Here is a 26,067-nt window from a genome sequence, read left to right as displayed (position 1 = left end):
ATGAAATAAATGCTTCTATCTCTATCTTAAGAGGGCATTCTATACTGACACGCATTAGCTAGCGGATATGGTCCAGGTTGCGCAGAAACACTTCGGCTTCCTGCCGCCAGATCTTAGGTTGACTCAGGTGAAGATCATGGTCCGCGCCCGCGATCTGGACATAGCGTGCATGAGAGAGTTGTTGAGCCATGGCACATAGCTTCTCTTGCGGCAGAAAGCTCTTTTCACCACCCACAAGCAGAGTCGGACATTGTATGCGCAGCCACTCATCCGTATAATCGTGTACCCCCTGGTCGGCTACTGAAATGATCATATCTTCGAAGTGGAACTGGGGCCAGAAGCCATCACTGCGCTCCTCAAGGATCTCCAGCCAGGTCTGAGCATAAAGAGTGTCACCTCCAAAGTATGCCTTGGCATCGGCAAGTGAGGGGAAGGGGAGGGGCCACCTATGCAGCCACTTACGGATCATCTCTTGCACATCAGGATTATCAGGATTGGGACTGACCGTAGCTTCAACCACAATCAGGCCACGCACAAGGTCTGACCGACGAGAGGCCACGAGATAGGCATTCTGCCCGCCCATAGATTGCCCGATGAGCAATACTGGCTGAATCTGGAGCTGTTCAATAACGCTTATAACATCATCAACGTAGGCATCCCGTGAGTAGTCGCTTAAGCCCTTGTCACTCATACCATGCCCACGCTGATCCAGGGCATAGACGTGATAGTGCTCTCTGAGCCAGCTCGCGCTCTCCCGCCATTCCAGCCCCCGTCCCGCGAGACCATGCAGAAGCAGTACCGGCGGACCATCCCCGCCAAAGTCCACACAACAGAGGCGTACCCCTCCAACCTTCAGGTAGCGCCGCATGCTAGTAATCATCTATGCCTCTTCCCTTAAATTGTATAGTTCCGACCGACGCTGCTGAAGCACGCGTCTACATATAAAGGTATAACTGGCTCCGTCCCATCATATGTAGACGCGTGCTTCAGCAGCGTCGTGCCCTTGAACCCTATGCCTCTTCCTTGACGCGTTTGAGCCATTTGGTGGCAGTGCTGCGGGCGCACCTCAGCTCATCAACGATATCCATCACTTTCAGATCAGGGTTCTCCTGGTACATGTCCGCGATAAGCTTACCGTAATCCGGCGTAAATGGTTGAGCGCCACGAAACTTGAAATCAATCGCGCTCAAAGCCTCTGTTGTGCGCCCTGGCTCATCTTCAAAGAGGTTCTGCTCGTTCAAGGAGGGGTGCGACTCGCTTGTGGCCTCGTCTTCGGCCTTGCCAGCGGGCAGAGCAGGCGCCTCCGCGGATGGCAGAGCAACCGTAGCCACGGTCCGCTCAATTGTCTCGCGCACCAGTTCAACGGTAACCTGGGAGAAGCGATTGAGCATCTCGTTGTTCATGGTCTGCATGGCCGCCAGGTTCTGCGCGTTCATCTCCTGCATGGCCTGGACCACCTGTGCGAGCTCGCCAGTCCGCACATTTTGCGCTGGCTGGGCGCTCTCTACCTGTGTCTCCACCTCGCTGATCCGCACCTGCTGCTTATCGAGCTGCTGCTGCCGATTTCCCACCGCGATCTGCATCCGCCAGCGCTCCATTGTACGGTCAATAGCCATCAGGATCAGCAGGCAGGTCGCCAGGGCTGCGCGTTCATAGACAAAACTGGTTGAGTTGATGCCCAACATTTGCATGGCTTGCGCGATGGTTCCCGGTACATCGCGATGTTGTGTAAAGACAGCCCCAATGACGATTGAGACATAAGCGAGGAAGGCCAGGAAGACGATGTTAAAAGTCACAAGCACCCATTTGCCCACCGGGTGCCCAACCATACGCGCCAGGTCGGGAACACGCCCGATCACCAGCAGGATCTGGAAGTCGACGCCCAGGCCCATGATGAGAAGCCAGATATAGAAGAGGAAAGGTACATGGCCCAGGACCTCACCATTTGAGAGCACATCCATAAAGCCCAGGACCGAGGCGATTGCCAGCAGATACCCGAGCACCAGGTTAATAATCTTATCGGCGCGATGCGTCCATTCAATGGCCTGCTCATAGAAGCTTCCAGGCTCCGTCCGTGTCACATCAAACGCGTTGAGGGACGCCGCCTGGTCTTTCCTGGCTGTCTTAGCTAGCTGCCTGGCAAGTCTGGCCGCCTCGCGTTCCTCTCTACGCCTCGCCCAACCGCTCTTACCCACGCTAGAAGATGCCTGCTGCTGTTCCTGCTGCGAATTCTGCTCTATAGCTTGCTGCATACGCAATGAATCCCTTCAATATATGACTCCGCTGAAAAATGGGAAAACGCACCCCTCGGTAGGGACCAGCACACACACACAGCTTCGGCAGAGTCACGTTCTCATAGCTTTTAATAGATTTGACGTTTAGATAAACCTAAGAAAAAAGGCAGTCTTGATTGCCAAGAGCTGCCACATCACGTAATGTTCTTTCAACAAGAAAAATCAACAAGAAATGAGCATTACGTGGATGTACTTTAACACATTGACCGATTTTCGTCAGCAAGCCTACGCGTGCTTTGGTCGCGGAGCCGATGCCCTGTTCAACCTGTGTGATGCCTTGCTGAGCGAGTCCGAGGCTCGCTCGCTGATCGAATTGTCGCAAGCGCCTGCTTTCGAGCGTGGCTGGTCCAGCCTCTATCAAGGCTTGACCAATGGCAAGATTGATGAGGACGCCTTGCGCGCCGTCTGCATCCACGCCCTCTTGCAGCAACGAGGGGGCGAGGAACTCATTTGCATCAGCATTGATTGTAGTAGTGTGCCTCGGCCAGAAGCCGAAACCAGCCCAGATCGCGGCATCATCTACGTCCCCAATCTGCCTCGTGCCACCAAGCCAGTGAGTGTGGGATGGCAGTTCTCGACGGTGATGCTCTTGCCTACCGAGCCTGGCAGTTGGGTTGGCATCCTGGATCAGCGACGCGTGCGCACCGACCAAACGGCTACCGAGGTGGCTCTCATCCAGCTGCGCGAGGTGGTTCCTCACCTCAAACGTCGCGTGGTCATCCTGGCAGATCGCTGGTATGCGACGGCTGCGTTCTTGCGTGCCTGCAAGGAGTTGGGCTGCCAGGTGCTCATTCGTCTCAAGCGCAACCGCAAGCTGTATCGCAAGCCCGTGCGCAAAAGCAAGAAAGGCCGTATCCCTTTGGATGGAGCCTTGCTGCAAGGCACACGAGCAGAAACGCTGACAGGGGCCGATGAGAGCGTAAGCGCAAACGATGAGAAGGGCAGGCCTGTCCACCTCACGCGTTGGAGCGGGTTGCACTTCAAACAAGGTCGTGATGTCGAGGTGTGTGTGGTGCGTGTGGTGCGCGAGGGGGCCAAGAACAGCAAGCGCGATCCGCGTGAGAGCTGGTTTGTTCAGCTCTCGGCAGACATGCCTTTGCAGGAGGTCGCTCCCACCTACGCCCATCGCTTCTCTCATGAGCATGGCTACCGTTTCATGAAGCAAGACTTGCTCTGGACCCAGGCCCGTGTGCGCACACCCGAGCAATTCGAGCGTTGGAGTCTGTTGGTGGCGCTGGCTTTGAACCAGTTGCTGTTGGCACGTCCGCTGGGACAGGCCGTGTATCGGCCTTGGGAACCCAAGCAACGTCCGCTGACCCCCCGACAAGTTCGTCGGACAATGCCCTCGCTTTTGGTGCAGTTGGGAACGCCGACTCGGATGTGCCAAAAGCGAGGAAAATCGCCAGGACGAGCCTCTGGGTTCCATCCGCAGCCTGCTCCACGCCATGGCGTGGTCCTCAAAAGCAAGCACAAGGCCAAAACCAAGGGCTAAATGTCTTTTGAGAGTCGTCAATGTGAACATGGTTTCCTTTTTTCAGAATGTGCGAAGCACATTCTCATAGGTCCTGTTTATCTAAACACCAAAATAGATAAAATATACAAAGTCCACCTGGCCTATCGCTTACAAAATTTGGTTAATGATCAGGCCAGCAAGTCATTACACTACAGTTTCCTATTATACACACCTTAGCAACAAACGCCGCTCTTCCATTGGGATATGAGATGAGGATGTGGTTTGCGGACCGCAAATCACATCCTCATCTCATATCATCTTCTTTATTTCTGCTCGGGCAGGCGTTCTTTCTCGGCATGCTTGTAGACGACTACGAGCGCACCGATGCCGAGGATGCTGATAATGAGGGTCGCGACCGAGATGGGGAAGCCGGGGGGAACCACGAAGTAGAGCGAATGGGGCAGGCCATCCCAGGCTCCATGCAACACCACGACGAAGGCAAAGACCAGAATGACGGGAATTGTGATACGAAAACGGTAGGGCGCGCTCTCGTGGAAGAGGACGGCGCTCAGGATGGCGGTCCATGTGCCATGTCCAAAGGGCGCAATCAGGCCACGCAGGATCGTCTCTACGATAGACGCGCTAAAGCGTCCATGGCTGTAGATAAAGGCATTGAAGGCATAGCCCGTGCTCTCCAGGGCCGCGAAACCCATACCCACAGCCGCGCCAAGCAGCAAGCCGTCAATGGGTGAGTCGTGGCGCATCTTACGCGCGAGGAAGATCACAGCCAGGATTTTACATCCCTCTTCAATGAGGCCAATCAATAAGCCACTGCGAAATGAGAGCTCCTGATCAGGGCTGGTCTGTGGTGGAAGCAATAGCGCCTCAAGTATCGACGCGCCCAGCACCCCAAGCACACCACCGAGGCAGAAGCTTTTGGCAATTTGCTCTGGCGAAAGCGATGTGATGTGCTGATGATCGTACAGGAAAGCGACGAAGACGACCGGAATGAGAAAGTTACCGATCACGATCACGGTGGGATAAAGGTTTGAGTTACTCGTCAAGGCCATAACTACCACGGTTAAAACGAATAGCAGAAAACCGAGAAAAAAGACCTGAAGCCAGCTACGCGATGGACGGCGAGGCGTCTGCCAGGTGCCTGACATAGATCACATCCTTTCATAGCCATACCTCTTTTACAGGTATGTCTTTTAGCGTGTTGCTCTCAGAAGCCTGATTTTTTGCCATCCAGACCTTTCCTGTTTGCGGAAGACCAATCACGACTGAGCCATCGGAGCAGCCATAATCGATGCGCTGATTATTTACCAGGCCGGTGGCACCTGTGAGGAAGGAGCAGAATGAGCCATTGGCAAGCACAAGCAGCCATGCCTGAGTGTCTGGTCCTTTAAAAGCTTCCGCCCGGGGCAGAGGCTGATTCAGGTTTACCCGAATGCCTTTCTGCCCCGTAGCGGGATTGGGATTGCAGATGACCAGGCCTCCAGGCTTGGACGCGACTGGTTCAAAGCATGGATCATAGATGATATTGCCGGTAGCACACCGCCAGGCATCGCTGCGCGAGGCAGCCAACGAGCCAGTCCAACAATAACCCGAGGCGGTGGCCTGTGCCGTTGAGGAGGGATAAAAGTAGGTCACGAGTGTCGGCTCAACACGCGCTACCGCCCTGGCAAGAGGCGCATACCCACCGAAGGAGAGTGCCCCCAGCAAAAGGGCCAGGCAGAGCACACCCAGGGCCTTTTCTGAAGGAAGCCAGCGCTTACCTTGTATCATCAATCCTCCACTTCTTTCAAACAGGTGTGTTCACCACATCCAGGGGAGGTGCAGGAGGCTCTCCCTCCTGCCGGGGCGTGGGGTGTCCCCACACATTCCCCCACTTACCATTCTCTAACCAAGCAAACATCTATCTCTAATAAAGCATAAACACATGGAAAAATAAGTACTAAGGTAACGCTAAAGGAATAAAAATTGAAGTTCATAGTATAATATATAGGTGAAAACTTACCCATCGGCGGAGAGAGGGCGTCATTGTTGTCTAGAGGTGGAATAAATTTAACCCCACAGGTGTTTTCTACTATGCAAATGCTTATGTAAATGCTAAAAGCACCTATCCTTCCACCTGCTTATGCTACAGACATCTAGAAATTGTATCGAGATTGTATCGCGCCCGACCTGTCTTCCTGGTACGAGGCGCACTTACGAACGATGTGTACTTAAGGACTCCGCTATTCCTGCCGATATTTAGAAGAAGACCGACCTATAATCAATAGCTAAACCAGCAATAGCTAAACCGTAATACACTGAGCGAAATGCACGCGCACACATTGCCTTATTTTATTGTGCGTTTATCAATATGGAGACCCGCCTATGGCAATGTTACTTCAAGATCATGAGAAGAATATGACACGTTTACTCCCTCTTCAGGAGTCTCCTTTTAGGACGAAACCAGGTGAGGAGGAGCACGATTTCGACCTGGACGAGGCCGAACTCCTTCACGAGGAGGACGCTTTGGATGAGGACGAAGAACAGGAAGAGGCTGAAGACACAACAGAGGAGCCTCTGCAAGAGGAAGAGCCTGTTCCTACATATACAGCGAAGTCCAGTCATCCCGCCGCCCTTATAGAGGCCGCGGGCGAGCCTGGAGATACTCTTGAGACTTACCTGCGCGAGATGGGTCGCGTTCCCCTGCTGACCAGCGAACAAGAGGTGCAACTGGCGCAGCAGATCGAGCGAGGCAAACTGGAGCAGGAGCGCGCACGCCTGCTCAAGGTCCCACCAGAGCGCGCGATCATGGACTCGGCTCAGAATGCGCGCGACCGCCTGACTGAAGCCAACTTGCGCCTGGTCGTAAGCATCGCACGTAAGTACATGGGACGTGGCATGGCCCTGGCAGATCTCATTCAAGAGGGGAACGCGGGCCTGATGCTCGCCGTCGAAAAGTTTGATTATAGCAGAGGCTTTAAGTTCAGCACTTACGCCACCTGGTGGATTCGCCAGGCCATCAATCGCGCCATCGCGAACCAGGCCCGCACCATCCGCCTGCCAGTCCACTTTCACGAGGCAGTCAACCGCCTGCACCGCACCAGCTCTCAGCTCTTTCAGGAACTGGGACGCGAGCCAAGTGCCGAGGAGATCGCGGAGCGCATGCATATCAGCGTAGATACCGTCTACGATATCCTGGAGGCAGGCAAGCAGCCCATCAGCCTGGAATCGCCTGTTGGTGACGATGGCGATAGCTCCCTGGGCGACTTCGTCGAGGACCAGGTCACAGCCTCGCCAGCCGACATCACTACGCGCAACATCCTCAGGGAGCAGATCGCGCATGTGCTCGACGAGCTGAACGAGCGCGAGCGCCACATCATCCAGTACCACTTTGGCTTTCTGGATGGCAAAGAGCACACCCTGGCCGAGATCGGCGAGAACCTGCATCTCTCCCGCGAACGCGTACGCCAGATCGAAGCCAAAGCGCTCCGCAAGCTACGCCAATCCTACAGCAGCCGTCAGCTCAAAGACTTCTTGAACTAAAGAGATAAGCACGAGCAAGGGCGGCCAGATACGCATATTGGTATCTGGCCGCCCTTGCTCGCATTTGCTACTGGCATTAACGCCCCAAAGGCACCCGATAAATGAAACATCATGCGCCGATTGGCGCACCACTCCGTATGAGGTTATACATGGCCTCAGAATATTCCGCTGACACATTTTAGGAGGTTGTCCGAACAGGCATCTGCGAAAGGCACGAAATATCGGTAGGGACCAGCTTTAGCGCGTCCCTACCGAATTTTGAGCGCTCCCTCACACGGTGTGCAGCTCTCTAAGCTCGGCAACGTGTCCGGACAAAATTTGCCAGCAGAGTCATAAATCGGGTGCCTATGTTTCTTTCTTTTTTATCAGGCGTCGCAGCAATGATGGCAGCCATTGGCGTAGGTAGTCCTGGCGTTCAGGGGTTAGCGGCTTCGCGCCATAGCGCTCGCGGGTATAGTCCTGGGTTAAGGCCGCAAGAATCTCCTGATCCGCTGGCGTTTGCTGCTCCTCCGCTTCAGGCAAGACCTGAGTGAGAGTCAACAGGCGGGCCTGATATTCAGCGGGCGTCTCGTCAGTACGGCGTGGCAGCCCTTGCGTCGCCATGGCTGTGAGGAGTTCACGGTAGCGCGCACGCGCGGATGAGGGATCTAGCGCCTCAAGCTTGGTCCTCTGATTGCGCTCCTTCCGCCGCTCCTTTTGAATTTTCTCCTTATCGAGATTTTCGCGCACCTCGTTTCCTTCCCCTGCATTTGTCTCGTGCACCCTCCTTTTGAGTATGACCAGCATAAGTATGACCACCAGGAGGATGCCACAGACAAATCCGATCAGGGTAAGAGGCAAGGTAAGAGTAGTTGGCGGAGGGGTATGCAATACCGGGATGGAAGATGGCGGCTGAAGTTGGCGTTTGGATAGGTCTGGTAGAGATGGCCCCTGTGAAGCGTTCCCAAAATTGAGCAGGCTAAAGAGATAAGCCAGCAGGCTCAGAAGCGAGATAAGCAGGCCCAGAATTACATTGACCACGCTGGCTAACACCTCGGGCGGAAGGGCTTCAAAGGCCATACCGCCAATAATCACGGCCACCCAGGTGAGCGCCAGACCCGTAATCCACCTTCCTGTCTTAAAACTGTCTGGACCCTTGCTCCGCCGGGCTTGCTCTTGCTTAAGGATGCTGAGGCGTTTAAATGAGAGGGCCAGCAGGCCTGAGAGGAAGAAAATGGGGAGATCGGTCATCAAAGTGCGGTTCAGGGCCGGAGAGCCCATGGACTGTTCGGTGAGCGCAAAAACCATTACGCCGAGCAGGAGCAGGAAGCCAAACTTTAAGCCCCACACAAGCTGATTTGTCTCCTCGTCGGGCCGCGTACGGGAATAACTGCGATACCAGACCACGGCGGTCAGGAACAGCATAATCGTCCAACCGCCCGAGTCCTCGGCAAAAGCGGGATTCGTCCACAGCAGGAACGCAAAGGCGACCAGAACGCTCAATATATGCATGAGTTGAACAGGTATTCTTGACACATTGGCTGCTACAGCTTTTGTACGTCGCCACAACATCCACCAATGCAGGCCAAGCAATACGAGTGCCACACTGGCAACATTAAGCTCAAGTTGAGCGTCGGAAGCAAAGAAAATCTTCTCGACCAGGACCTGGAGCGCCAGGGCGATGGGCAGCGCCTCCATGATGGCTGAAGCAACAGGGATTGCAAGAACCTCAATCCAATTGGAGGTGAACTGCGCTCCTACCGACGAGCGTTCCCTGCGCATCGTTGATCGCGTGGGTAACTTCATGCCATTTCTCCTTTCCCCCAGGATAGTAGCAGGAAAAATCCTCAATTCCTGGAAGTTCTCGTCGTTCCTCTCGATCTCCGACCAACACGAGATGGACCGCGCACTCTCGCTCCTGCTGTTCCTGAAGCAGTTCAAGTGTGTCTTCACTGAGCGTTTGGGTAGCGCTGATCAGCAGGATAGTGGTACCCCGCGCAAACATTTCATACCCATTTTCAAGCACATACTCCATAGGCATGTGCTGATCAGGGGTCAGGCATGCAAGCATAGTCAAGAGGTCCTCAGCTTGCTCATAGTTCAGGCCAAAGGGAACGCTCACCCCTGGCACAGAGTAGTCTACCGCGTTGGACATATCTGTCGTCCCTGCATCTCCTTCCTGGTCAGTGTTGGCTACAGAGCTGAGTGTATGGCTGGGCGTTGCCAGCGCGCAGTTGGCGAGCAGGCCCACCATATACCCCTCCTCAAGTCCCCACGTCGCCAATGAGGCGGCCACCGAGATACAAAACTCTTGAATAGCGCTATCGGGTCCCTGGAGTTGAGGTGAATAGGCGCGGGTATCCAGCAAGAGTAAGAGCTGGCGCCGGGTAGTCGACTCGTAGATTCTACTGCATAACTCACCTGTGCGCGCGGTCGCTTTCCAATCGATGCGACGCAAATCGTCGCCCGGCTGATAGGCGCGAATACCAGCAAACCAGAGCGGATCTTCAAGCAGTTGGCGTGGCCCGATATAATCACCCATCAGGAACTTTGAGGGGAGGCCCAGGCTCTCCAGCGGGGCGATCAGCGGATAGACCACTACTTCTTCGCTGGCTGGCAGAAGAAGCTCGCGCTCCAGCCAACCCAGGGGATCGCTGCAACGCAACTTGAGCGGCCCAAAAATATGGCAGCCGCGCACATAAGCGCTCATCGTAAAACGCTGCGTCACACGCTGGTAAGACCACAGCAGCCATGAACTGGTGAACGTTTCGCGCGGGACAGCCTGTAATCTGGTCTCTGCCTGCTTCAAGATCACAAGTGGGGGAGAGATAGTATTATCCATCTGCACCCAGGGGAGGGGCAACCACTTGCGATTCTCGATGCTCATCGTCAGCGTAACTTGTTCCCCCAGGAAAAGCTTCTTCCGGTCTACATACTGGCGGACAAGCAGGTGCCTCAGCGCGTAGCGAAAGTAGAGGTCTGGAACAATCGCGATCACGAGCGTGAAAACGCCCGCTTGCAGTGGGAGCGGCTGACGGCTGATCCCGCTCACAACAAAAAGAATGCAAGCCACAAGATACCACGAGCGGCGCTTTTTAAGGATCTCCCGATAGAAATTAGCCTCGTAGGCTTCCTGTATACTCATTGCCTGGCTACCTCGGGGCAAGCACCGAAGAGATTTCCTCGGTGGGAACAGGTGTCGTCTGGATGATCTCGGCAATAATTTCCGCGTTACGCCTGCCACGCATACGGTTGCGATGCGTGGTCATGAGACGGTGGCCCAGGACAAAGGGGGCCAGGTACTTAACATCGTCCGGCACGACAAAATCGCGCCCCTGGATCGCGGCATAGGCTTCGCAGGCACGATAGAGCGCTAGCGTGCCGCGTGGACTCACGCCCAACTGGATGTCCTTGTGCGAGCGCGTACTACGGACCAGCGCCAGGAGATAGCGCTCAACGACGGGTTGCCACTGCACCTGGCGAATGGCCTGTTGCAAAGCCAGAAACTCCTCCCCACTCACCACGGCCTGTAACGTGTCCAGTGGCTCCTCCTGCTTAAAGCGATGGAGGATGGCCTGTTCTTCCTCCTCGCTGGGATAGCCCATCTGAACCCACAGGAAGAAGCGGTCAAGCTGCGCTTCTGGCAGCGGAAAGGTTCCCTCAAGCTCGACCGGATTCTGCGTCGCAATGACCAAAAATGGCTGGGGGAGACGTCTGCTCTCGCGCTCAACCGTGACCTGGCGTTCGGCCATCGCCTCAAGGAGAGCCGCCTGGGTGCGTGGGGTCGTACGGTTAATTTCGTCCACCAGGAGGATTTGTGAGAAGAGTGGTCCCGCGCGAAAAGTAAACTCGTTCTGCTTCTGGTCAAAATAGCTGACACCAATAATGTCAGTTGGGAGCAAATCAGGTGTTCCCTGGATACGCTGGAAAGCCGCATTGAGCGAACGCGCCAGCGATTTTGCCAGGACCGTTTTCCCCATGCCGGGTACATCTTCAAGGAGCACATGTCCATTGCTGAGCAACGCGACAAGCAAGAGATCAACGATCTCTGATTTACCAACAATAACACGCGCAATGTTCTCGCGGATCAACGCAGCATACTGCCGGGTAGAACTCAAGGAAGGGGTCAGCGAATCATTCGCCATCGATGGGTACCTCCAAAAATACTCGCTTCTGGGTCCATAACCAATAATAACTATCTGCTATGATTTTTATAGCTGTTTGCAATTCACCCTGTCAAGGTAAAAGTACACAAAATGTGTACTTCTTTAGCAATGTGGTGTCTGCGATCATTGATTTTTACAGGCCTATTGAAGCCTGATTCAGATATGTTGGCGCAATACCGCAGAAGCCAGCGTTGCTCCAGCCGAGAGCGATTTCATGCGCTGCTGCTCGCTCACTTAGATATGCGTAGAGCTGGTGGGCCGCGCTCGTCTCAGACCAGCTGGACTCCACATGGGCAAAGGGGCTATGCGCGGTACGCCTGCCTCCAGAGCCATCTCCATCTACGACGGTATCCACAATGACGCGCCGCGCTTCGCTGATGAGCAGGCGCTCACCAAACTGTTCTACACTGGAATAGGGGAGGCAGGGGCTGACGGTGATCTGGGTAGGCACACCATGCTGACTCGCCTCCTGCACAAGCTCCCAACGCTTCTCCAGCGCGGGACCTCCTCTTAGCTGCTTTAAATACGCCTGGTCGTCTGTCTCGATGGTGACGGAGAGCCAGGCATAGGGGATACGCGTTAGCAGGGGCAAGTCGCGCTCCGCCAGGGGCGAACGCGTCTGAATTACCAGCAGGTCCAGGTCGGGGAAGTCCGCGAAGACCTCCAGGCATTGGCGCGTTACCTCATATGTCCGCTCAAGTGGCTGGTAGGGATCGGTGGTACTGCTCATAAAGATGCGCAGGCGCCTGCGCGCCTCGGGCGACATACGCTTGAGTTCTCGCTCCAGCAAGGTGGCGGCGTTCGCCTTTACCTGTACCGCGTCGCCCCATGCCGCTCCGCCACTACCAAACGACCAGCTGGGCAGGAATTGGGCATAGCAGTACATGCCACAGGTGGTTCGGCCGAAGCCACACCCCACATAGACCGAGAGGGCATGCGTGAAGGGGTATGGTCCGCCCGCCAGGAAGCCCTTGCGCTGTGGCGTCAGGATGCTCTTCGCCTCCTTCAAGGTAGTTTCCATCTCGTCTCCTTCCTCAATCCTTTAATCATAACATAGAATGACACGAGAGGAGGGTAAAAATGCAACAGAAAAGGGTCTAGGCTCGCCTGGACCCTTTTCTGTTGCATTTTTACCTTACCGCTCGCCCCAGAGGGAATTATAATCCCTGGAAAGCTGGTTGCGAATGTGCTTCACCTGCCCTTCGGTGAGGGCATCCTGGAGGGCGCTAAAGACGGCCTGGACATCCCCCGCCGCCTGTTCCGCATTGACACCTTCGATATCGCCCACATGCTGGCAGAACTCGTCCGCGGTCATATCATATCCCATGCCTGCTTGTCCCGAAAGTGTATACTGCGCCTCCTGTGAAGGCAATTGCGAAGCCAGGTCCTTCGCCTCGCCACCTCCCAGCCGCTCCCCCAGCATTTGTAAAGTGGCGCGGGAGGCCCGCTCGGCCTCGTCACGCGACAACAAATGTGCTCGTTCCTGTACTTCGCGGATAAACTCGTCGTGTTTCATATCCATCTCCCTGAAATGAAACTATCTATCAAGCGTCGTATTCCCGGCTGCATGTATGTATGAAAGCACATTGTCCAGGTGGCATAGATGCGTTTATATGCACGTACCCTCTCGCCGTTTCACGCTTCATCAACGAGTCATGTAACAAGCGCCTAAACCAGCACTACTACTGACGTGAGCAGGGTATGGTGGTGTGGTGATTGGCGGGCAATCGCCACACCACCATACCCATAACAATAATTCTCTACGCCAGTGGAATGCTCTGGGCGAAGTGGAAGAAGTTGCCGGGATCATAGGTAGCCTTGACGCGTTTGAGGCGCGCCAGGTTGGAGCCATAGTAGGCCTGCTGCCAGTTGGGCAGGTCGGGATCGATATAGTTCTGGTACGAGGTACCGGTGGCATAGGAGCGCATGGCCTGCCAGGTCGAGCTAAGCCAGGAGCGGTTGGCCGCGACCAGGCTGTCCGAGTCGCCTGGCTCCCAGGTCGCGGTGTATTGAGCCGAGAAGAGAGCATTGCGATGCGAGAAGGCCGTGGCATCGCCGGCGACGCGGTTGATCGCTCCGCCATGTGCATCAATGCCAATGCCACCGCCCGTGAAGTTCCCATTGGCCTGGCGAGTATTAATCGCGTTGACCAGGGCGTCAATGCCCGCTCGCGGCAGGGCGTTGGTGAAGTAGTCGGCCTTGGAGAGATCGATCTCGCGCTGTATCTGGCCCTGAGGCCCCATGCTGGGCAGGCGGCACTGCTCCACGCTCTTGCCATAGCAACCAGCCTCGTAGAGCATGGCATCGCGCACGCCAGATTGCCATACATAGCGGCTCGTCGGCGCGATCCCCAGGCGATCAATCAGTTGCTGGAGCTGAGCGTTGGCCGCGCCCTGGTCTCCCACATACACGCCATTTACGCGCACCAGCGGACCATCTTTAGTCGCTAGCAGCAGACAGTTAGACCAGAGTTCGTCAGGAGCCTGGGGAGCCCAGTTCTGCCAGGCGTTCACGACATCTCCGGCATTGCCCCACGACCAACCCAGCGTAAAGAGCGTCACAGAAGAGAGCTGGTGTACTTTGAAGGTAAAGGAGGTCACAACACCAAAGTTGCCACCGCCACCGCCACGCAAGGCCCAGAAGAGGTCTGGCTCCTGGCTCTCATTGCAGGTAACGACCCGCCCATTGGCCAGCACTACCTGCGCCTCCAGGAGGTTATCAGAGGTCAAACCATACTTCCGACCCAGAACACCAATACCCCCGCCCATAGTTAAACCCGCGATACCCACCGAGGGGCAGGAGCCTGCGGGAATGATCACCCCCTGATCGGTAAGCGCGGAATAGACATCGATCAGACGCGCGCCTCCGCCAATAGTCGCGGTCCCCGCGCCCGTATCCACATTGACATCGCCCAGTTTCGTCATATCCACAACCAAACCAGTGGTTGTGGAGTAGCCCGCGTAGGAATGCCCGCCCGAGCGAGGCGTGAAGGGCAGGTTAAAGCGTCTGGCAAAGTTCAGGCAGGCCTTCACGTCCTCGGGCGAGGCACAATACGCGATACCGACTGGCTTGATATTATCGAAGCGCGGATTAAACAACTGGTGCGCGACATCATATTTGCCGTCTCCAGGCCGCACCAGCTCTCCCTTGAGGCGCTTCCCCAGGTTCACCCAATCGGCATCAGTCAGCGTCGGAGGCTTCGTCGGGCTCGCCGTCGTCTTAGGCGTTGCCGTAGCGGCGCTCACAATACCCGAGCCTCCACTCTGGCAGGCCGCCAGCAACGCGGATAAACCGCCCGCACCTAGCGCGAGAAATTTGCGCCGATCCATTTCATCTATATGCTCAAAAATTGTCAATGCGCTATATCCTCATCTATATCAAAGTATTTATATATCAACGCCACTATGTAGCAAATTTTGCTTACACTTTTACCAACGACCTAGAGAGTCGATTCATCGCGCTAACTATTCCGAGTGCTTTAGCAGCGTCGGCCGGGAGCAGGAGATAAAAGCTTAAGTCTCATCCTTCTGTTTTATGATTTGGCGGGCAACCTTAAGGGCGGCCTCCCACTCTTCTATATAGCGCTCTTTTCTAACTCTAAACCAGCAGTGGTATCCATCTATATAATCGTCAATATCGCCCTCTAACACATAAACATATTCGCCGCGCTCAAAGATTACTTGATCCCACCCTTGCTCTAAATCCCAAAAGTCTAGCGGGGTGAAGTCCTGAGAGTAGTCAATCACAGCATGTCCCCACAAGCCAAAACTTGCAAGTAATCCTCTCTGTTGACTGAAAAATCCTAAGTAGTATCCCCATTCTTTGCGCCAGGAGTCCTCTAGAAGACGTGATTTAGGGAGAAGGACAACTTCAAAATCTTCAATAACAGGAAACGTATCCAGGGGCAGAGCTTCTCGATAGCTTATATTCTCTAGCAATTCGGATGGCATTACATATGGCCCCTTCGCAAGGGGAACCGGATTTGTCCATTGCTCAGAAAAGTCTTTCTCAAAAATACGCATGCACTTTCTTCCTCTAATAAATCTGGGGAGCCATCTCTTATGATAGCTCCCCAGGCTGGTCCAATGCGCATCAAGTGAAGAGGTGGGCCTCCCGCATCACGAGGATAGACTCCTCCACTATGGATGGGAAAGTCAGGTGATTACTGCCAGGCGCTTGCCTGGTCCAGGGTCTTGATCGCGGCCTCGTCGAGTTTGAGATCAATCGCCTTCATGAGGTCGTTGACCTGCTCCACTGAGGTGGCGCTGGCAATGGGGGCCGTCATGCTGGGGCGAGCGATCAGCCAGGCTAGCGCGATCTGGGCCTGTGTGGCATGGTGCGCCTCCGCAACTTTGTCGAGAGCCGCCAGGATGCGCTCGCCGCGCTCATTCATGTAGCGCTGCTTGACTCCTTGCGCCCTTGAACTCTGAGGCAGATCCTTATCTGAGCGATATTTACCCGTCAGGAAGCCGCTCGCCAGGCCATAGTAGGGAATGACACCAATCTGCTCCTGAAGGCAGAGAGGCTCCAGGTCACGCTCAAAATCGGCACGGTCATAGAGGTTGTAGAGCGGTTGCAGGCTCTCATAACGTGGATAGCCATGCTTCTGACTCGCCTGGAGCGAGAGCCGCAGGCGCTCAGCCGTGAAGTTTGAGGCCCCCAGCGCCCGAACCTTTCCTTGCTGCACCAGTTCGGCATAGGCCGCCATCGTCTCTTCAGGATCAGTCTCAGGATCATCCCTGTGTGACTGGTAGAGATCAATATAGTCTGTCTGCAAACGCTTGAGCGAGGCCTCAACCGCCTGCATTATATACTTGCGCGAGAGTCCCTTCTGCTCCGGCCCCATTTCAGAGCCCACCTTGGTCGCGATGATCACCTGCTCGCGGTTACCGCGCTGCTTCATCCACTTGCCCAGAATGGTTTCAGACTCTCCACCCTGATTACCAGGCACCCAGCGCGAGTAGACGTCGGCGCTATCAATAAAATTGCCGCCCGCGGCGACATAGGCATCCAGTACTTTGTAAGAGACGGCTTCATCTGCCGTCCAGCCAAAGACATTGCCACCCAGGCAGAGCGGCACAACCTCAAGCGATGAACGCCCCAATTTACGTTTCTTCATAATCGTTTCTCCATACTATAATATGCTCCTCATTTTCAAAAAAAGTAAATACAGTCAAGCTGCCTTCTCTCACACGCCAGGCAAGCCAGCCGCGTTTCAGCAACCACGCCCACTCAGCACTTGCAGTGGTACTTTTAGGAAGCTCCTCTTCCTTCTCATCATTTTCTCATTTTTACTTCGTACACTCGCAATAAGTAGAGATTTCAGGTAACATGGTGTGATGCAGTAGCGGCTACTGGCGTGCGCGGCTACTGCACCACACCCAGAACGAGCGCCGCAGGCGCGATAGCACAGCAACATATACAATTTATATATAATCTCTACCAAGAAAGAAAGAAGGCAGATCCCAATGAATAATCGCAAGCTCCTCTTCATCGGCGGCATCATCGTTGCCATCGTTGCGCTCCTGTGCAGTATCTACTATATCATTCCTGGTTACGATCACATCCTGGTCACTCACGACTCGACCGCCTCGCACCCCACGCATTTTGTGGCCTTCCTGGGCCTGGCTATTGTCGGCGCGCTCGTCGCCCTCGTCTCGCGTCCCAAAAAAGGCGTAAATCCAGAGCAGGCATAGAAACAGCTTTAACGTCTTTTAAGAAAGGATTTGTAAGGTATGAACCTGACGCTCTGGCAGGCCATTCTCCTGGCGCTTCTACAAGGATTTACAGAACTCTTTCCCATTAGTAGCCTGGGTCACACCGTGATTGTCCCTGGCCTGCTCAACTGGGGAGACCTGGTCCATGATGAGCGTTTTCTTCCCTTTATCACCGCGCTCCACCTGGGGACCAGTATCGCGCTGGTTATCTATTTCTGGCGCGACTGGCTCCAGGTCTGCAAAACCCTCTTTACCAGTATTAAAGAGGCAAACGTACAGGTAGGGACTGAAGGCTGGGTAAGCTGGCTCATTATTATTGGCTGTATCCCCGCTGCCCTACTGGGCGTTTTTCTAGAGAAACCGCTCAAATCGCTCTTTGCCTCGCCTATCATCGCGGCAACCTTCCTCATCGTGAATGGCGTCCTGCTCTTCGTCGGTGAGTGGTGGCGTCGTCGTAATCTGAAGAAGCTCCAGGACATGCCAGCCAAAGAGCAGGAAATTCTCTCCCGCCCGCTCAAATCACTCAAATGGTGGGAGGCCATCCTGATCGGCTTCGCTCAGTCGCTGGCCCTGATCCCCGGCATCTCACGCTCGGGCGCGACCATGGTTGCGGCCCTCGGCGCGAAACTAAGCCACGAGGATGCGGCGCACTTCTCCTTCCTGCTGGGCACGCCTCTCATCGGTGCCGCCGCCCTGCTCGAAGTGCCACAGCTCTTCCATGTGCCAGCCGCGACAATGGGCATGATCCTCCTGGGCATGGTCCTCTCCGGTATTATGGCCTTCCTGAGCACCAAATTCCTGATGCGCTACTTCCAGACCGGGCGCCTCGATCCCTTCGGCTACTACTGTATCGCGGTAGGCGCGGTCTCCCTGGTCCTCTTCACCCTGATTATCAAATAACAAGTATATTGCAGGCAGGTTGGCTCCGCCAACCTGCCTGCAATATACTTGTTATTTTTTCTTTCCGCTTTTGGGACCGAGGGATGTATAGATATATTTAGAGAGACTAACCGGCCTAGTGGGCAAAATATCTCAGGTAGGAGGTGTGATGTATGCGCATTCTTGTCGCGGAAGATCATCCTAGCTTAGGGCCAGACATTCGGCGTGGCCTGGAGCGCTTTCACTATGTCACAGACCTGGCGACTGATGGCGAGGAGGCGCTGGCGTCCGCACTGGCGACGCCTTATGATCTGCTGATCCTCGATGTGATGCTCCCATCGCTGGATGGCTTTGAGGTGTGCCGTCGCCTGCGCAGCGCTCATCGTACCCTCCCCATTCTCTTTCTTACCGCTCGTGGCGAGATCGATGACCGCGTGCGTGGACTCGACCTGGGCGGCGATGATTATCTCGTCAAGCCCTTTGTCTTCCGCGAGTTGGAGGCCCGTGTACGCGCGCTGTTGCGCCGCGAAAAGAGCGCTACCTCGGCAATGCTCCAGTTCGAGGACATAACCCTGGACACCCAGACGCGCGAGGCCTGGCGTGGCTCACGCCAGCTTACCCTCTCCAGCCGCGAATACGCCCTGCTAGAGTTTCTCCTTCATCACCCACGCCAGGTGCTCAGCCGGGAAACCATCGCGGACCACGTCTGGGATGGCGAGGCCCCCTATCAATCGAATATCATCGACGTGTATATCCGCTATCTCCGCAACAAGCTCTGCGCATCGGGCGAACCCGATGTCATTCAGGCCATTCGTGGCGTCGGCTACCAGCTCAAAGGAAAAACTATATGAAAACCTTGCAGCGCCTGCGCTCCCACCTCTGGCCCATGGGGACGCGGCTCCAACTCACCTTCTGGTATACCGCCGTGCTCGCCCTGATTATCCTCTGCGCGGGAGCTATCGTCTACAAATACCTGGAAAGCTCGCTTGAGGGCAGCTTCGATACCACACTCTCACTCCAGGTCGGCCTGCTCACCAGCGAGATCAGCGAGCAGAATAACCACCTGACCATTAGTGACCGCACTGGCAATATCCCGAGCCTGGAGGCCACACACTCCGATCCTCGCAGCATTCCCGCCGACATCACTAATGGCTTACTGGTCCGCATCCTTGATAGTAATGGGCGCGTTGTACGTGAGTCGCCGGGCTTTCGCCTCTACGCTCTGCCCACCCTCACCCCCACTCAATTTGGTACCCAGCAGATCATGCAGCAGACGCTGAAGCTAAGAGAGCAGAAAGGCGACAAGGTTGAGCTGCGCCTGTATAGCCAGGTCCTCACAGATCATGGCCGCCCCTACGCCATTATCCAGGTTGGCGAGTCTCTGAACCAGTTGCATAGCGTACTGCGCAACACTGCCTATGTCCTGCTACTACTCACACCCTTCTTGCTGGCTATCAGCGGCCTGGGTAGCTACTGGCTGGCTGCGCGCGCCTTCGCGCCTATCCACCAATTGACCTCGACGGCCCGCGCCATCAATTCCGGTGATCTTAGTCAACGTGTCCCTCTTCCGCGCGCGCGCGACGAGGTCTATTTCCTGGGGGCCACCCTCAACGCCATGATCGCTCGCCTGGAAGGTGCCTTTACGCGCCAGAAGCGCTTCGTCGCCGACGCCTCACATGAGCTACGCACGCCTATCGCTGCCATTCAAAGCAAAACCGACGTCGCCCTGCTCCAACCACTCAGCACACAGGAGTATGTGGAGGTCATCCAGCAGGTCAATACAGAGGCCCTGCGCCTGGGCGACCTGATTAGGAATCTCCTGGCCCTGGCACGTTCCGACGAGGAAGAGGCTCATCTCATCTATGAGTCCGTCCACCTGGATCAGGTTGTCGACGCAGTCATCTCCACCGCCACCGAATTAGCTCAGGAGCGCGACATCATCCTCCAGGCTCAGGACCTGGCGCCCGTCGAAGTCCAGGGCGACGAGGCCCGCCTGATCCAGGTTGTCATGAACCTGGTCGATAACGCCATCACCTATACGTCACCCCACGGCTGCGTTAGCGTGACCGTCAAGCAAGAGGGCACTCAAGGGCTACTCGTCGTGCGCGATACAGGCCGGGGCATCGCACCTGAACACCTCCCTCATATCTTCGAGCGCTTCTACCGCGCCGATGCCGCCCGCAGTCGCGACGCCGCTCACAAGCGCGGTAGTGGCCTGGGCCTCGCCATCGTCGATTGGATCATACGCGCCCACCAGGGCCGCATCTCGGTCGAAAGTACCGTAGGCAAAGGCTCAACCTTCACCGTCTCGCTCCCCCTCAAACAAATGATCAAATCTAATTCAGCCAGAGAATGATTAAGCACAAAAAATACAATGATACCGTTTCTCTTACAAGAGTATTTCTAATTCTCGCATAATTCAACTCTTGCTGCCTAAATATAAATCTAGCCTCATTTTTTACCCTTTTTTAACATTTGCTTAGCAAAAGCATAATGTTTTATCAAACAAATCTACTAATCTTATTATTATATTTCTATTTCTATTATTTCCACATAAATAACCCTTTTAGGTATAAAAAAACAAAATATACGCAAGATATGTTATATTTACCTTGTGTAAATTGTCCATTGAAGGGAGTGAAGTATTTCTGAGTAAGGTAAAATTTGTACCTCGACGCACATCATACGCACTCAGTGCGACAGTTTATGTCTCCCCCTGGGCCTCTTCCTGGGAAAGGCTCTATCGCCAGGTTTTCTGGTTGTCAGATGGACAGAGAACAACCGAGCGTATAGCATTACTCCTGCATAAGCCAGATGAGGAAGTCGCTCGCATCGTTGAAGAGCTTACCGTGAATGGCTATCTTAGTACACAAACTGAAGGGAAAGTATTTGTCATGAATGTTGAGCTGCTGAAAGAAAGCTTTAAAATGGTTGCTCCGCGCAAAGAAGAGTTCGCACAGAGCTTCTATAACCGTCTATTTACTTACTATCCTGAGACCAAAACCCTGTTTGCTAACACCGATATGCGGCGCCAGGAAAGCTCACTGATGGCCACACTTGCGACTGTTATTTCGGGCGTGGAACGTGGTGATAATTTAGTGCCAGTCCTGAATGGACTTGGGAAGCGCCATGATAGCTATGGGGCTGCCCCTGAGCATTATCCTCTCGTCGGCGGCGTACTGCTTGAAACCTTTCACGAATATCTTGGCAATAGCTTTACCCCCGAGATGCAGGAAGCCTGGAGCCAGGCCTTCGAGCTGATCAGCAACCAGATGATCCAGGGCGCCCACGCCTAGAATATCTATCCAGTAGAGAGTAAAATCAACTGCGTCACCTCACCATACCCATCAGACGTGCCAGAGATAGCAAGCGAGCTACGCTTGCTATCTCTGGCACAAAACATTTATAATCGGAGGTAGTAGTATGAGTAATTCTTCCGCGCACGCGCTTACTATTGTCTATCAGGAGCAGCCCTTGAATGCAGGCACTCCCCTACCCATTTTGCGCCGCTCCTTTGTGACGCCCCAGACGCTCTTCTTCGCCCGCAATCACGGGTTTATACCCGCTATCGATCCCGCAGCATATCGCCTCCGAGTCGGGGGCATGGTCCGGTCTCCTCTGGAGCTAAGCCTTGAAGAGCTACAATCCCGCTTTCCCTCTCAGATAATCATGGCCACCCTACAATGCACGGGAAGCCGGCGTGACGAGCTTATGGCCTTGCATACAATCCCCAACGAGATTCCCTGGGGCGCTGAGCCTATCAGCAATGCCCGCTGGCGTGGTGTCGCCCTCCGCGATGTGCTTCAGGCGGCCGGAATAGCGCCCGAGGCGCGTTACGTCTCCTTCAGTGGTCTCGACGAGGTGTGGGAAGAGGGCAAGGCTGTTGGCTTTGGCAGCTCTATCGCGCTTGAGAAGGCCCAGGCGCCCGAGGTCCTCCTGGCCTTTGAGATGAATGGAGAGCCACTCACGCCTATGCATGGCTTCCCTGTACGCGTCATCATTCCTGGCTATATCGGCGCGCGTAGCGTCAAATGGCTCGGGACGATTACCCTGCAAGACGAGCCTTCGCATAACTATTTCCAGGCCCGCGCCTATAAGCTCTTTCCACCCAACGTCACTCAGGCCCCGACAGACGCCAGCCAGGGTAAGATGCTGGAGACACTTCCCCTGAACGCGGTCATCTGCATACCCCAGGATAGGCAGACGCTAGAGGCGGGATCAGTACGCATCCTGGGATATGCCTTTACAGGCGAGGGGTCGCCCATCCAACGGGTCGAGGTCTCGGCTGACAAGGGCACGACCTGGACCATCGCCACGATTACGGAGCGAAACGATCCCTGGGCCTGGTGCTTCTGGGAAACAACACTTGACCTTCCATCCGGCCCATGTCAGCTATTCGCCCGCGCCTGGGACGCTACCGGGCATACCCAGCCTGCCGATGCCCGCCAGCTCTGGAACTTCAAAGGTTACGCCAACAATGCCTGGCACCGCATCCGCCTCCATCTGACCTGAAATGAAGAGGCAAGCTTACAAGTCAATGATTCTGAGGTACATCCAAAAAACAAACACGTTATCAATGGCTCTGCAAGAAGCGCTCTATCTGGGGCTGCTCGGCAGGGGTCGCGGGGCGGAACTGGTCTTGCTCGTTGATGTAGGCGATTTGCGTCCCCTGAAAAGACACGATCATATCTGGGCGATGATCTCCATTGACGTCTACAAAGCGCAGCGTTACGGGCACGAGGTCATCTTGCGCGCCATATAACTGCGGACCGGTATAAACATGGGTGTGCGCGGGATCACCACCCGAAATTTCTATAACCTGGATACGTCGATTCAGATTAAGAGCAATAAAGTGGCTGGGCTGGCCCGCCTGCTCATTGTGCCCCACGCGCATATCCATCTGGAAGGTGCGAGGTCGCCCATAATGCATATCATCAAGCATGCCCTGGCTCCAGCCGAGAAGCAGACTCAGACATATCCAGAGCACAAGCATACCCAGCATACCCAGGCCAAGATAGACCAAAGGGTGCGCGGCCTGCCCCCGTCTCCCGCGCGGCGCATCCATTATCTCAGACTCAGGCAGCTTAGCCGTGACCTGGGGTGGATAATCTTCGGTTGTGCGCGCACGCGAGGCCCGCTGGATCGGAGCTTGCGTACCCTTACGCGCCCCATTCTTCACGTTCGCATGAGAGGCGCCCTGTTTATCGGACGAGCGATACCGCACCAGACTCCTGGGGGTATGGCGCATCTCCGCCTCCTGCTCCTCGGCGCCAGTTATCGGCATCGACATCAACTGCTCCTTTCATGCAACCACGCCGTGGTATCCGACCGCAGAGTGGCCCCTTACCTGACAGCATAACTTATTCTATGCTTCAACATTAACAGGGATAAAAAAGCGCGCTACTCCAATAAACGTGTGTCTAACGCGAAGGCCAATAAAACCGTAATCCTGGTAGAGATTGTAGCAAGAAAAAGATGGGCTGTCTATACTTTTTTAGACCAAATTTTCTAATTTCCAGGCAATTTTAGAATTTTTGTTCTAATTCAGACCGGCTAGTGCCCCTGTGCCCCGAATGGGGGTTTACAAGCATTGCCTTTTTCTCCTGCATGGGCGTGGGATGCCCTTCTATCGAGCGAGAATATAACGAGAAGCCACCGCAATGCATTGACATGTCAACACGCATGGTCTATAGTAGAGATAGCAATACAAACCCTGTTTGATACTTATGCCTGTATAAACGGTAGCGATAGAAAAATAGGGAGAATGACGCGTGCCAATATCATGTCAATTGCGAGTCCTACTCGCGCGCCTGAACGTTGAGCGCGCCATGCAGAACGTGAGTCCAATCAGCCTGCGCCGCATGGCGGAAGAGAGCGGCGTCTCGCTCAGTGTCCTGGTGGCGCTTCACACCGGGCGTAGCCAGAGGGTGGACTACGCGACGCTGGATCGCCTACTTACCTACTTCAACCGCTTCTTCCCGGTCACAATCAATGACCTGCTTACCTGGGAAAGCGCCAGCGAAGAAGAGGCACACATAGCCGTTGGTTAAACATATTCTAAATTGAGGGAAAAATAAAATCATGCCACTACGCAATATTGTTATGCTGGGCGACCCTATTCTGCGCCAGAAGGCCAAACGCATCCACCGCTTCGATGCCTCGCTGCGCAAGCTCGTTAAGGATATGTTTGAGACGATGCATGCCAATGACGGCGCGGGTCTCGCCGCGCCCCAGATTGGCCTCTCGTTGCGTCTCTTTGTCGTGGAACTTGAAGATCCCAAGACTGAGAAATACTACAAGGTCGCCATGGCGAACCCGGAGATTATCAAGACCGAGGGCGAGCAAATCGGTCTGGATGGCTGTCTGAGCATTCCAGGCTACTACGGCGTGAATGTGCGCCGCGCCAATAAGGTCATCGTCAAAGGCCAGGACCTGAATGGCAAGCCGATGAAGGTCATGGCCGAAGGCTACTACGCCTGGGCGCTCCAACATGAGATTGATCACCTGAATGGTGTGCTCTTCATCGACCTGCTCGACAGTCCCGAAGACTTGCGCGAGGTACGCCACAGCGACAACGAAAAAGAAGAAGTTCTCGGCTAGATATGCTTATCACCTAACCCCACTCAGGGACTAGCGCGGAGTTCATCGGGGTAATCGTTACCGTGGGCAGGCTGGTCGTGGATGCGCGCCGCACCCCCTCAAAGAGATCCTGCTCCACGCTCCGCCCGCTATTGACCAGGCTGAAGGCGCGGTAGAACTCCTGCGGACCCCATAGCCGCTTATGGTCCTCGGGCGAAAGTCTGGGCAGTTTCTCCAGGGGCGGAATCTGCGTGACATGACTGCGGACGGCGTTCCAGGCCTGGCGCCAGTAGGCACTGGTATCCAGGCGTGTCGTTACGGCCCACTTCATCCAGGAGAGGCAGGTGCGCTCCTGCCCGTCGATGTGCATGATCATGTCACCAAATATAGGGGTGTAGTGCGCGAACCAATCCTGGGTCGAAACGCGATAGTAGAGCTTCGCCACACGATGAGGACCCAGGTCCCAGTTCTGTCCATAGCCCTGGTCGGCGGCGCACAGCACGGCGGCCGTTGTAAACTGCGAGATGGCGATATGATCGGGATGCCCATACAGTCCATCCGGGCCAAAGGTCACAACCACGTCGGGTCGCACCTGGCGTATGAGCGCCGTGATTTTCGCTACGGCTTCATCCCCACCTGCCTGGTCCAGGTCGCCGTCGATATAGTTTAGAAAGTCCAGGCGCGCTATCCCTAGTGCGCGGCAGGCGGCTCGCAGTTCCTCCTCACGTATACGCCCCAGGCCCTCCTGGCCCGGATACTCGCTCCAATCTCTGAACCAGCCACGCTCACCACGCGTGGCAACCACCAGGGAGATCTCTACACCCTCCGCGGCATACTTCGCTAGCGTGCCCCCAGGGCAATTGACTCATCATCCGGGTGCGCCAGCACACACATCAACTTCAATGGGGTAGGCATACTTCTTTCCTTCCAACAACAATCCCTACTTTTACACTGGCAAGCAAATAAAACTTACTTGATCTAATAAGTCAAGTATAATAAGCCGGGCCAAAGAAGTCAAGAGCATAGGAGGTATGGGCGTTGGCGCACAGGCGCGAGGATTTAAGCGGTCTGGGCATACATATCGTTACCGCATGTAGTTAAAATCGTCTAAAACTTATACTGTTTTAGATGAGATAGGCGAATAGATGATTAAGAATCCACCCTTAAGACTCCAATATTTCAAAAGACTCCAATACTCCAAAGCAAAGTTGACGGTCTGGCTGCGCATAGCCGGTCAGCTAGTGGTACTCGGTATCGTCGCGGTCGCGCTCCTCTTGCCTGCTCCCTTTACCTCTGATCAGTTGCCCGCAGCCTGGGAGAAGAGCGATCTGGTCATCAGCCACTGGCCCACGGCGCTCTTGATTCAGCGCACCTTCGCGCAGTATCACCAGCTCCCCTCTGGAATCCCTACTTTGGCGGCGGGCAGCCACTGATCGCTGATCCTCTGGCGGCGCTCTTCT

The 26,067-nt window shown here is 55.0% G+C and carries 24 protein-coding genes and 1 pseudogene; 11 read left to right on the top strand and 14 right to left on the bottom strand.

What is annotated here, in order from left to right:
- Positions 1-58: 58 nt before the first annotated feature.
- Positions 59-880, bottom strand: a complete 822-nt coding sequence (locus JMJ16_RS05530) for an alpha/beta fold hydrolase (RefSeq protein ID WP_201379086.1) — start codon at positions 878-880, stop codon at positions 59-61.
- Between the two features lie 130 nt (positions 881-1,010).
- Positions 1,011-2,252: a hypothetical protein gene (locus JMJ16_RS05525; protein WP_201379085.1), complete on the bottom strand. Its 1,242-nt coding sequence runs from the start codon at positions 2,250-2,252 to the stop codon at positions 1,011-1,013.
- A gap of 229 nt (positions 2,253-2,481) precedes the next feature.
- Between JMJ16_RS05525 and JMJ16_RS05520 the strand changes: the two genes are divergently transcribed.
- Positions 2,482-3,786, top strand: coding sequence for an NF041680 family putative transposase (locus tag JMJ16_RS05520; RefSeq protein WP_201382681.1), 1,305 nt, complete (start codon positions 2,482-2,484; stop codon positions 3,784-3,786).
- A 284-nt stretch (positions 3,787-4,070) separates the two neighbouring features.
- On the opposite strand, the gene JMJ16_RS05515 is transcribed toward JMJ16_RS05520, so the two are convergent.
- Positions 4,071-4,913 (bottom strand): PrsW family intramembrane metalloprotease, encoded by an 843-nt coding sequence (locus JMJ16_RS05515; protein ID WP_201379084.1) that lies wholly within the window; start codon positions 4,911-4,913, stop codon positions 4,071-4,073.
- 13 nt (positions 4,914-4,926) lie between these two features.
- Positions 4,927-5,535 carry a hypothetical protein gene (locus JMJ16_RS05510; RefSeq protein ID WP_201379083.1) on the bottom strand — a complete coding sequence of 203 codons (609 nt, stop codon included), beginning with the start codon at positions 5,533-5,535 and terminating at the stop codon, positions 4,927-4,929.
- A gap of 594 nt (positions 5,536-6,129) precedes the next feature.
- Here JMJ16_RS05510 and JMJ16_RS05505 point away from each other — a divergent pair.
- Positions 6,130-7,287 (top strand): RNA polymerase sigma factor RpoD/SigA, encoded by a 1,158-nt coding sequence (locus tag JMJ16_RS05505; RefSeq protein ID WP_201379082.1) that lies wholly within the window; start codon positions 6,130-6,132, stop codon positions 7,285-7,287.
- Between the two features lie 345 nt (positions 7,288-7,632).
- On the opposite strand, the gene JMJ16_RS05500 is transcribed toward JMJ16_RS05505, so the two are convergent.
- From JMJ16_RS05500 to JMJ16_RS05465, 8 genes are all read right to left on the bottom strand, one after another.
- A complete protein-coding gene (locus JMJ16_RS05500; protein WP_201379080.1) occupies positions 7,633-9,072 on the bottom strand; it encodes a DUF4129 domain-containing protein in 1,440 nt (479 codons plus the stop codon).
- Positions 8,996-10,411 (bottom strand): DUF58 domain-containing protein, encoded by a 1,416-nt coding sequence (locus JMJ16_RS05495; RefSeq protein WP_201379078.1) that lies wholly within the window; start codon positions 10,409-10,411, stop codon positions 8,996-8,998. The genes JMJ16_RS05500 and JMJ16_RS05495 overlap by 77 nt, the downstream gene beginning before the upstream one ends.
- 7 nt (positions 10,412-10,418) lie before the next feature.
- On the bottom strand, positions 10,419-11,411 hold the full coding sequence (locus tag JMJ16_RS05490) for a MoxR family ATPase (RefSeq protein WP_201379076.1): 993 nt from the start codon (positions 11,409-11,411) through the stop codon (positions 10,419-10,421).
- 154 nt (positions 11,412-11,565) lie between these two features.
- On the bottom strand, positions 11,566-12,453 hold the full coding sequence (locus tag JMJ16_RS05485; RefSeq protein WP_201379074.1) for a radical SAM protein: 888 nt from the start codon (positions 12,451-12,453) through the stop codon (positions 11,566-11,568).
- Between the two features lie 114 nt (positions 12,454-12,567).
- Positions 12,568-12,948 (bottom strand): DUF2267 domain-containing protein, encoded by a 381-nt coding sequence (locus JMJ16_RS05480; protein ID WP_201379072.1) that lies wholly within the window; start codon positions 12,946-12,948, stop codon positions 12,568-12,570.
- Between the two features lie 244 nt (positions 12,949-13,192).
- On the bottom strand, positions 13,193-14,788 hold the full coding sequence (locus tag JMJ16_RS05475) for an FAD-binding oxidoreductase (RefSeq protein WP_201379070.1): 1,596 nt from the start codon (positions 14,786-14,788) through the stop codon (positions 13,193-13,195).
- A gap of 156 nt (positions 14,789-14,944) precedes the next feature.
- Positions 14,945-15,454, bottom strand: a complete 510-nt coding sequence (locus JMJ16_RS05470) for a hypothetical protein (protein ID WP_201379068.1) — start codon at positions 15,452-15,454, stop codon at positions 14,945-14,947.
- A gap of 140 nt (positions 15,455-15,594) precedes the next feature.
- Positions 15,595-16,551 carry an aldo/keto reductase gene (locus tag JMJ16_RS05465; protein WP_201379067.1) on the bottom strand — a complete coding sequence of 319 codons (957 nt, stop codon included), beginning with the start codon at positions 16,549-16,551 and terminating at the stop codon, positions 15,595-15,597.
- Positions 16,552-16,900: 349 nt separating this feature from the next.
- Between JMJ16_RS05465 and JMJ16_RS05460 the strand changes: the two genes are divergently transcribed.
- The 6 genes from JMJ16_RS05460 to JMJ16_RS05435 all read left to right on the top strand — a co-directional run bounded on the left by JMJ16_RS05460 (position 16,901) and on the right by JMJ16_RS05435 (position 22,540).
- Positions 16,901-17,128 carry a hypothetical protein gene (locus JMJ16_RS05460; RefSeq protein ID WP_201379066.1) on the top strand — a complete coding sequence of 76 codons (228 nt, stop codon included), beginning with the start codon at positions 16,901-16,903 and terminating at the stop codon, positions 17,126-17,128.
- 39 nt (positions 17,129-17,167) lie between these two features.
- Positions 17,168-18,049 carry an undecaprenyl-diphosphate phosphatase gene (locus tag JMJ16_RS05455; RefSeq protein ID WP_201379065.1) on the top strand — a complete coding sequence of 294 codons (882 nt, stop codon included), beginning with the start codon at positions 17,168-17,170 and terminating at the stop codon, positions 18,047-18,049.
- 152 nt (positions 18,050-18,201) lie between these two features.
- Positions 18,202-18,879, top strand: a complete 678-nt coding sequence (locus JMJ16_RS05450; protein ID WP_201379064.1) for a response regulator transcription factor — start codon at positions 18,202-18,204, stop codon at positions 18,877-18,879.
- Positions 18,876-20,384, top strand: a complete 1,509-nt coding sequence (locus tag JMJ16_RS05445; protein WP_201379063.1) for a cell wall metabolism sensor histidine kinase WalK — start codon at positions 18,876-18,878, stop codon at positions 20,382-20,384. Before JMJ16_RS05450 ends, JMJ16_RS05445 begins: the two co-directional genes overlap by 4 nt.
- 403 nt (positions 20,385-20,787) lie before the next feature.
- Entirely contained in the window at positions 20,788-21,324 is a 537-nt protein-coding gene (locus tag JMJ16_RS05440; RefSeq protein ID WP_201379062.1) for a globin family protein, read from the top strand.
- Positions 21,325-21,451: 127 nt separating this feature from the next.
- On the top strand, positions 21,452-22,540 hold the full coding sequence (locus JMJ16_RS05435) for a sulfite oxidase (protein ID WP_201379061.1): 1,089 nt from the start codon (positions 21,452-21,454) through the stop codon (positions 22,538-22,540).
- Between the two features lie 61 nt (positions 22,541-22,601).
- Here JMJ16_RS05435 and JMJ16_RS05430 read toward each other — a convergent pair whose 3' ends face one another.
- Positions 22,602-23,318 (bottom strand): hypothetical protein, encoded by a 717-nt coding sequence (locus tag JMJ16_RS05430; RefSeq protein ID WP_201379060.1) that lies wholly within the window; start codon positions 23,316-23,318, stop codon positions 22,602-22,604.
- A gap of 481 nt (positions 23,319-23,799) precedes the next feature.
- Here JMJ16_RS05430 and JMJ16_RS05425 point away from each other — a divergent pair, with 481 nt between their 5' ends.
- Both JMJ16_RS05425 and def read left to right on the top strand, forming a co-directional pair.
- Complete coding sequence (locus JMJ16_RS05425) at positions 23,800-24,078, top strand: helix-turn-helix transcriptional regulator (RefSeq protein WP_201379058.1); 279 nt, start codon at positions 23,800-23,802, stop codon at positions 24,076-24,078.
- A 31-nt stretch (positions 24,079-24,109) separates the two neighbouring features.
- On the top strand, positions 24,110-24,628 hold the full coding sequence (def, locus tag JMJ16_RS05420; protein ID WP_201379056.1) for a peptide deformylase: 519 nt from the start codon (positions 24,110-24,112) through the stop codon (positions 24,626-24,628).
- Positions 24,629-24,641: 13 nt separating this feature from the next.
- Here def and JMJ16_RS05415 read toward each other — a convergent pair.
- Positions 24,642-25,448: pseudogene (locus tag JMJ16_RS05415) on the bottom strand (PIG-L deacetylase family protein); the annotation flags it as partial.
- Positions 25,449-25,752: 304 nt separating this feature from the next.
- On the opposite strand from JMJ16_RS05415, the gene JMJ16_RS05410 reads away from it, so the two are divergent.
- On the top strand, positions 25,753-26,040 hold the full coding sequence (locus tag JMJ16_RS05410; protein ID WP_201379054.1) for a hypothetical protein: 288 nt from the start codon (positions 25,753-25,755) through the stop codon (positions 26,038-26,040).
- Positions 26,041-26,067 lie beyond the last annotated feature (27 nt).

Source organism: Ktedonobacter sp. SOSP1-52, assembly GCF_016587395.1.
Note: the sequence above shows the minus strand (reverse complement) of the source record. Positions and strands in the feature narration are given on the sequence as shown.

Bases quoted from the DNA above. Each gene is read 5' to 3' on its own strand.
- JMJ16_RS05530 (WP_201379086.1), bottom strand. From the start codon at position 880: ATGATTACTAGCATGCGGCGCTACCTGAAGGTTGGAGGGGTACGCCTC.
- JMJ16_RS05525 (WP_201379085.1), bottom strand. From the start codon at position 2,252: ATGCAGCAAGCTATAGAGCAGAATTCGCAGCAGGAACAGCAGCAGGCA.
- JMJ16_RS05520 (WP_201382681.1), top strand. From the start codon at position 2,482: ATGTACTTTAACACATTGACCGATTTTCGTCAGCAAGCCTACGCGTGC.
- JMJ16_RS05515 (WP_201379084.1), bottom strand. From the start codon at position 4,913: ATGTCAGGCACCTGGCAGACGCCTCGCCGTCCATCGCGTAGCTGGCTT.
- JMJ16_RS05510 (WP_201379083.1), bottom strand. From the start codon at position 5,535: ATGATACAAGGTAAGCGCTGGCTTCCTTCAGAAAAGGCCCTGGGTGTG.
- JMJ16_RS05505 (WP_201379082.1), top strand. From the start codon at position 6,130: ATGGCAATGTTACTTCAAGATCATGAGAAGAATATGACACGTTTACTC.
- JMJ16_RS05500 (WP_201379080.1), bottom strand. From the start codon at position 9,072: ATGAAGTTACCCACGCGATCAACGATGCGCAGGGAACGCTCGTCGGTA.
- JMJ16_RS05495 (WP_201379078.1), bottom strand. From the start codon at position 10,411: ATGAGTATACAGGAAGCCTACGAGGCTAATTTCTATCGGGAGATCCTT.
- JMJ16_RS05490 (WP_201379076.1), bottom strand. From the start codon at position 11,411: ATGGCGAATGATTCGCTGACCCCTTCCTTGAGTTCTACCCGGCAGTAT.
- JMJ16_RS05485 (WP_201379074.1), bottom strand. From the start codon at position 12,453: ATGGAAACTACCTTGAAGGAGGCGAAGAGCATCCTGACGCCACAGCGC.
- JMJ16_RS05480 (WP_201379072.1), bottom strand. From the start codon at position 12,948: ATGAAACACGACGAGTTTATCCGCGAAGTACAGGAACGAGCACATTTG.
- JMJ16_RS05470 (WP_201379068.1), bottom strand. From the start codon at position 15,454: ATGCGTATTTTTGAGAAAGACTTTTCTGAGCAATGGACAAATCCGGTT.
- JMJ16_RS05465 (WP_201379067.1), bottom strand. From the start codon at position 16,551: ATGAAGAAACGTAAATTGGGGCGTTCATCGCTTGAGGTTGTGCCGCTC.
- JMJ16_RS05460 (WP_201379066.1), top strand. From the start codon at position 16,901: ATGAATAATCGCAAGCTCCTCTTCATCGGCGGCATCATCGTTGCCATC.
- JMJ16_RS05455 (WP_201379065.1), top strand. From the start codon at position 17,168: ATGAACCTGACGCTCTGGCAGGCCATTCTCCTGGCGCTTCTACAAGGA.
- JMJ16_RS05450 (WP_201379064.1), top strand. From the start codon at position 18,202: ATGCGCATTCTTGTCGCGGAAGATCATCCTAGCTTAGGGCCAGACATT.
- JMJ16_RS05445 (WP_201379063.1), top strand. From the start codon at position 18,876: ATGAAAACCTTGCAGCGCCTGCGCTCCCACCTCTGGCCCATGGGGACG.
- JMJ16_RS05435 (WP_201379061.1), top strand. From the start codon at position 21,452: ATGAGTAATTCTTCCGCGCACGCGCTTACTATTGTCTATCAGGAGCAG.
- JMJ16_RS05430 (WP_201379060.1), bottom strand. From the start codon at position 23,318: ATGTCGATGCCGATAACTGGCGCCGAGGAGCAGGAGGCGGAGATGCGC.
- def (WP_201379056.1), top strand. From the start codon at position 24,110: ATGCCACTACGCAATATTGTTATGCTGGGCGACCCTATTCTGCGCCAG.
- JMJ16_RS05410 (WP_201379054.1), top strand. From the start codon at position 25,753: ATGATTAAGAATCCACCCTTAAGACTCCAATATTTCAAAAGACTCCAA.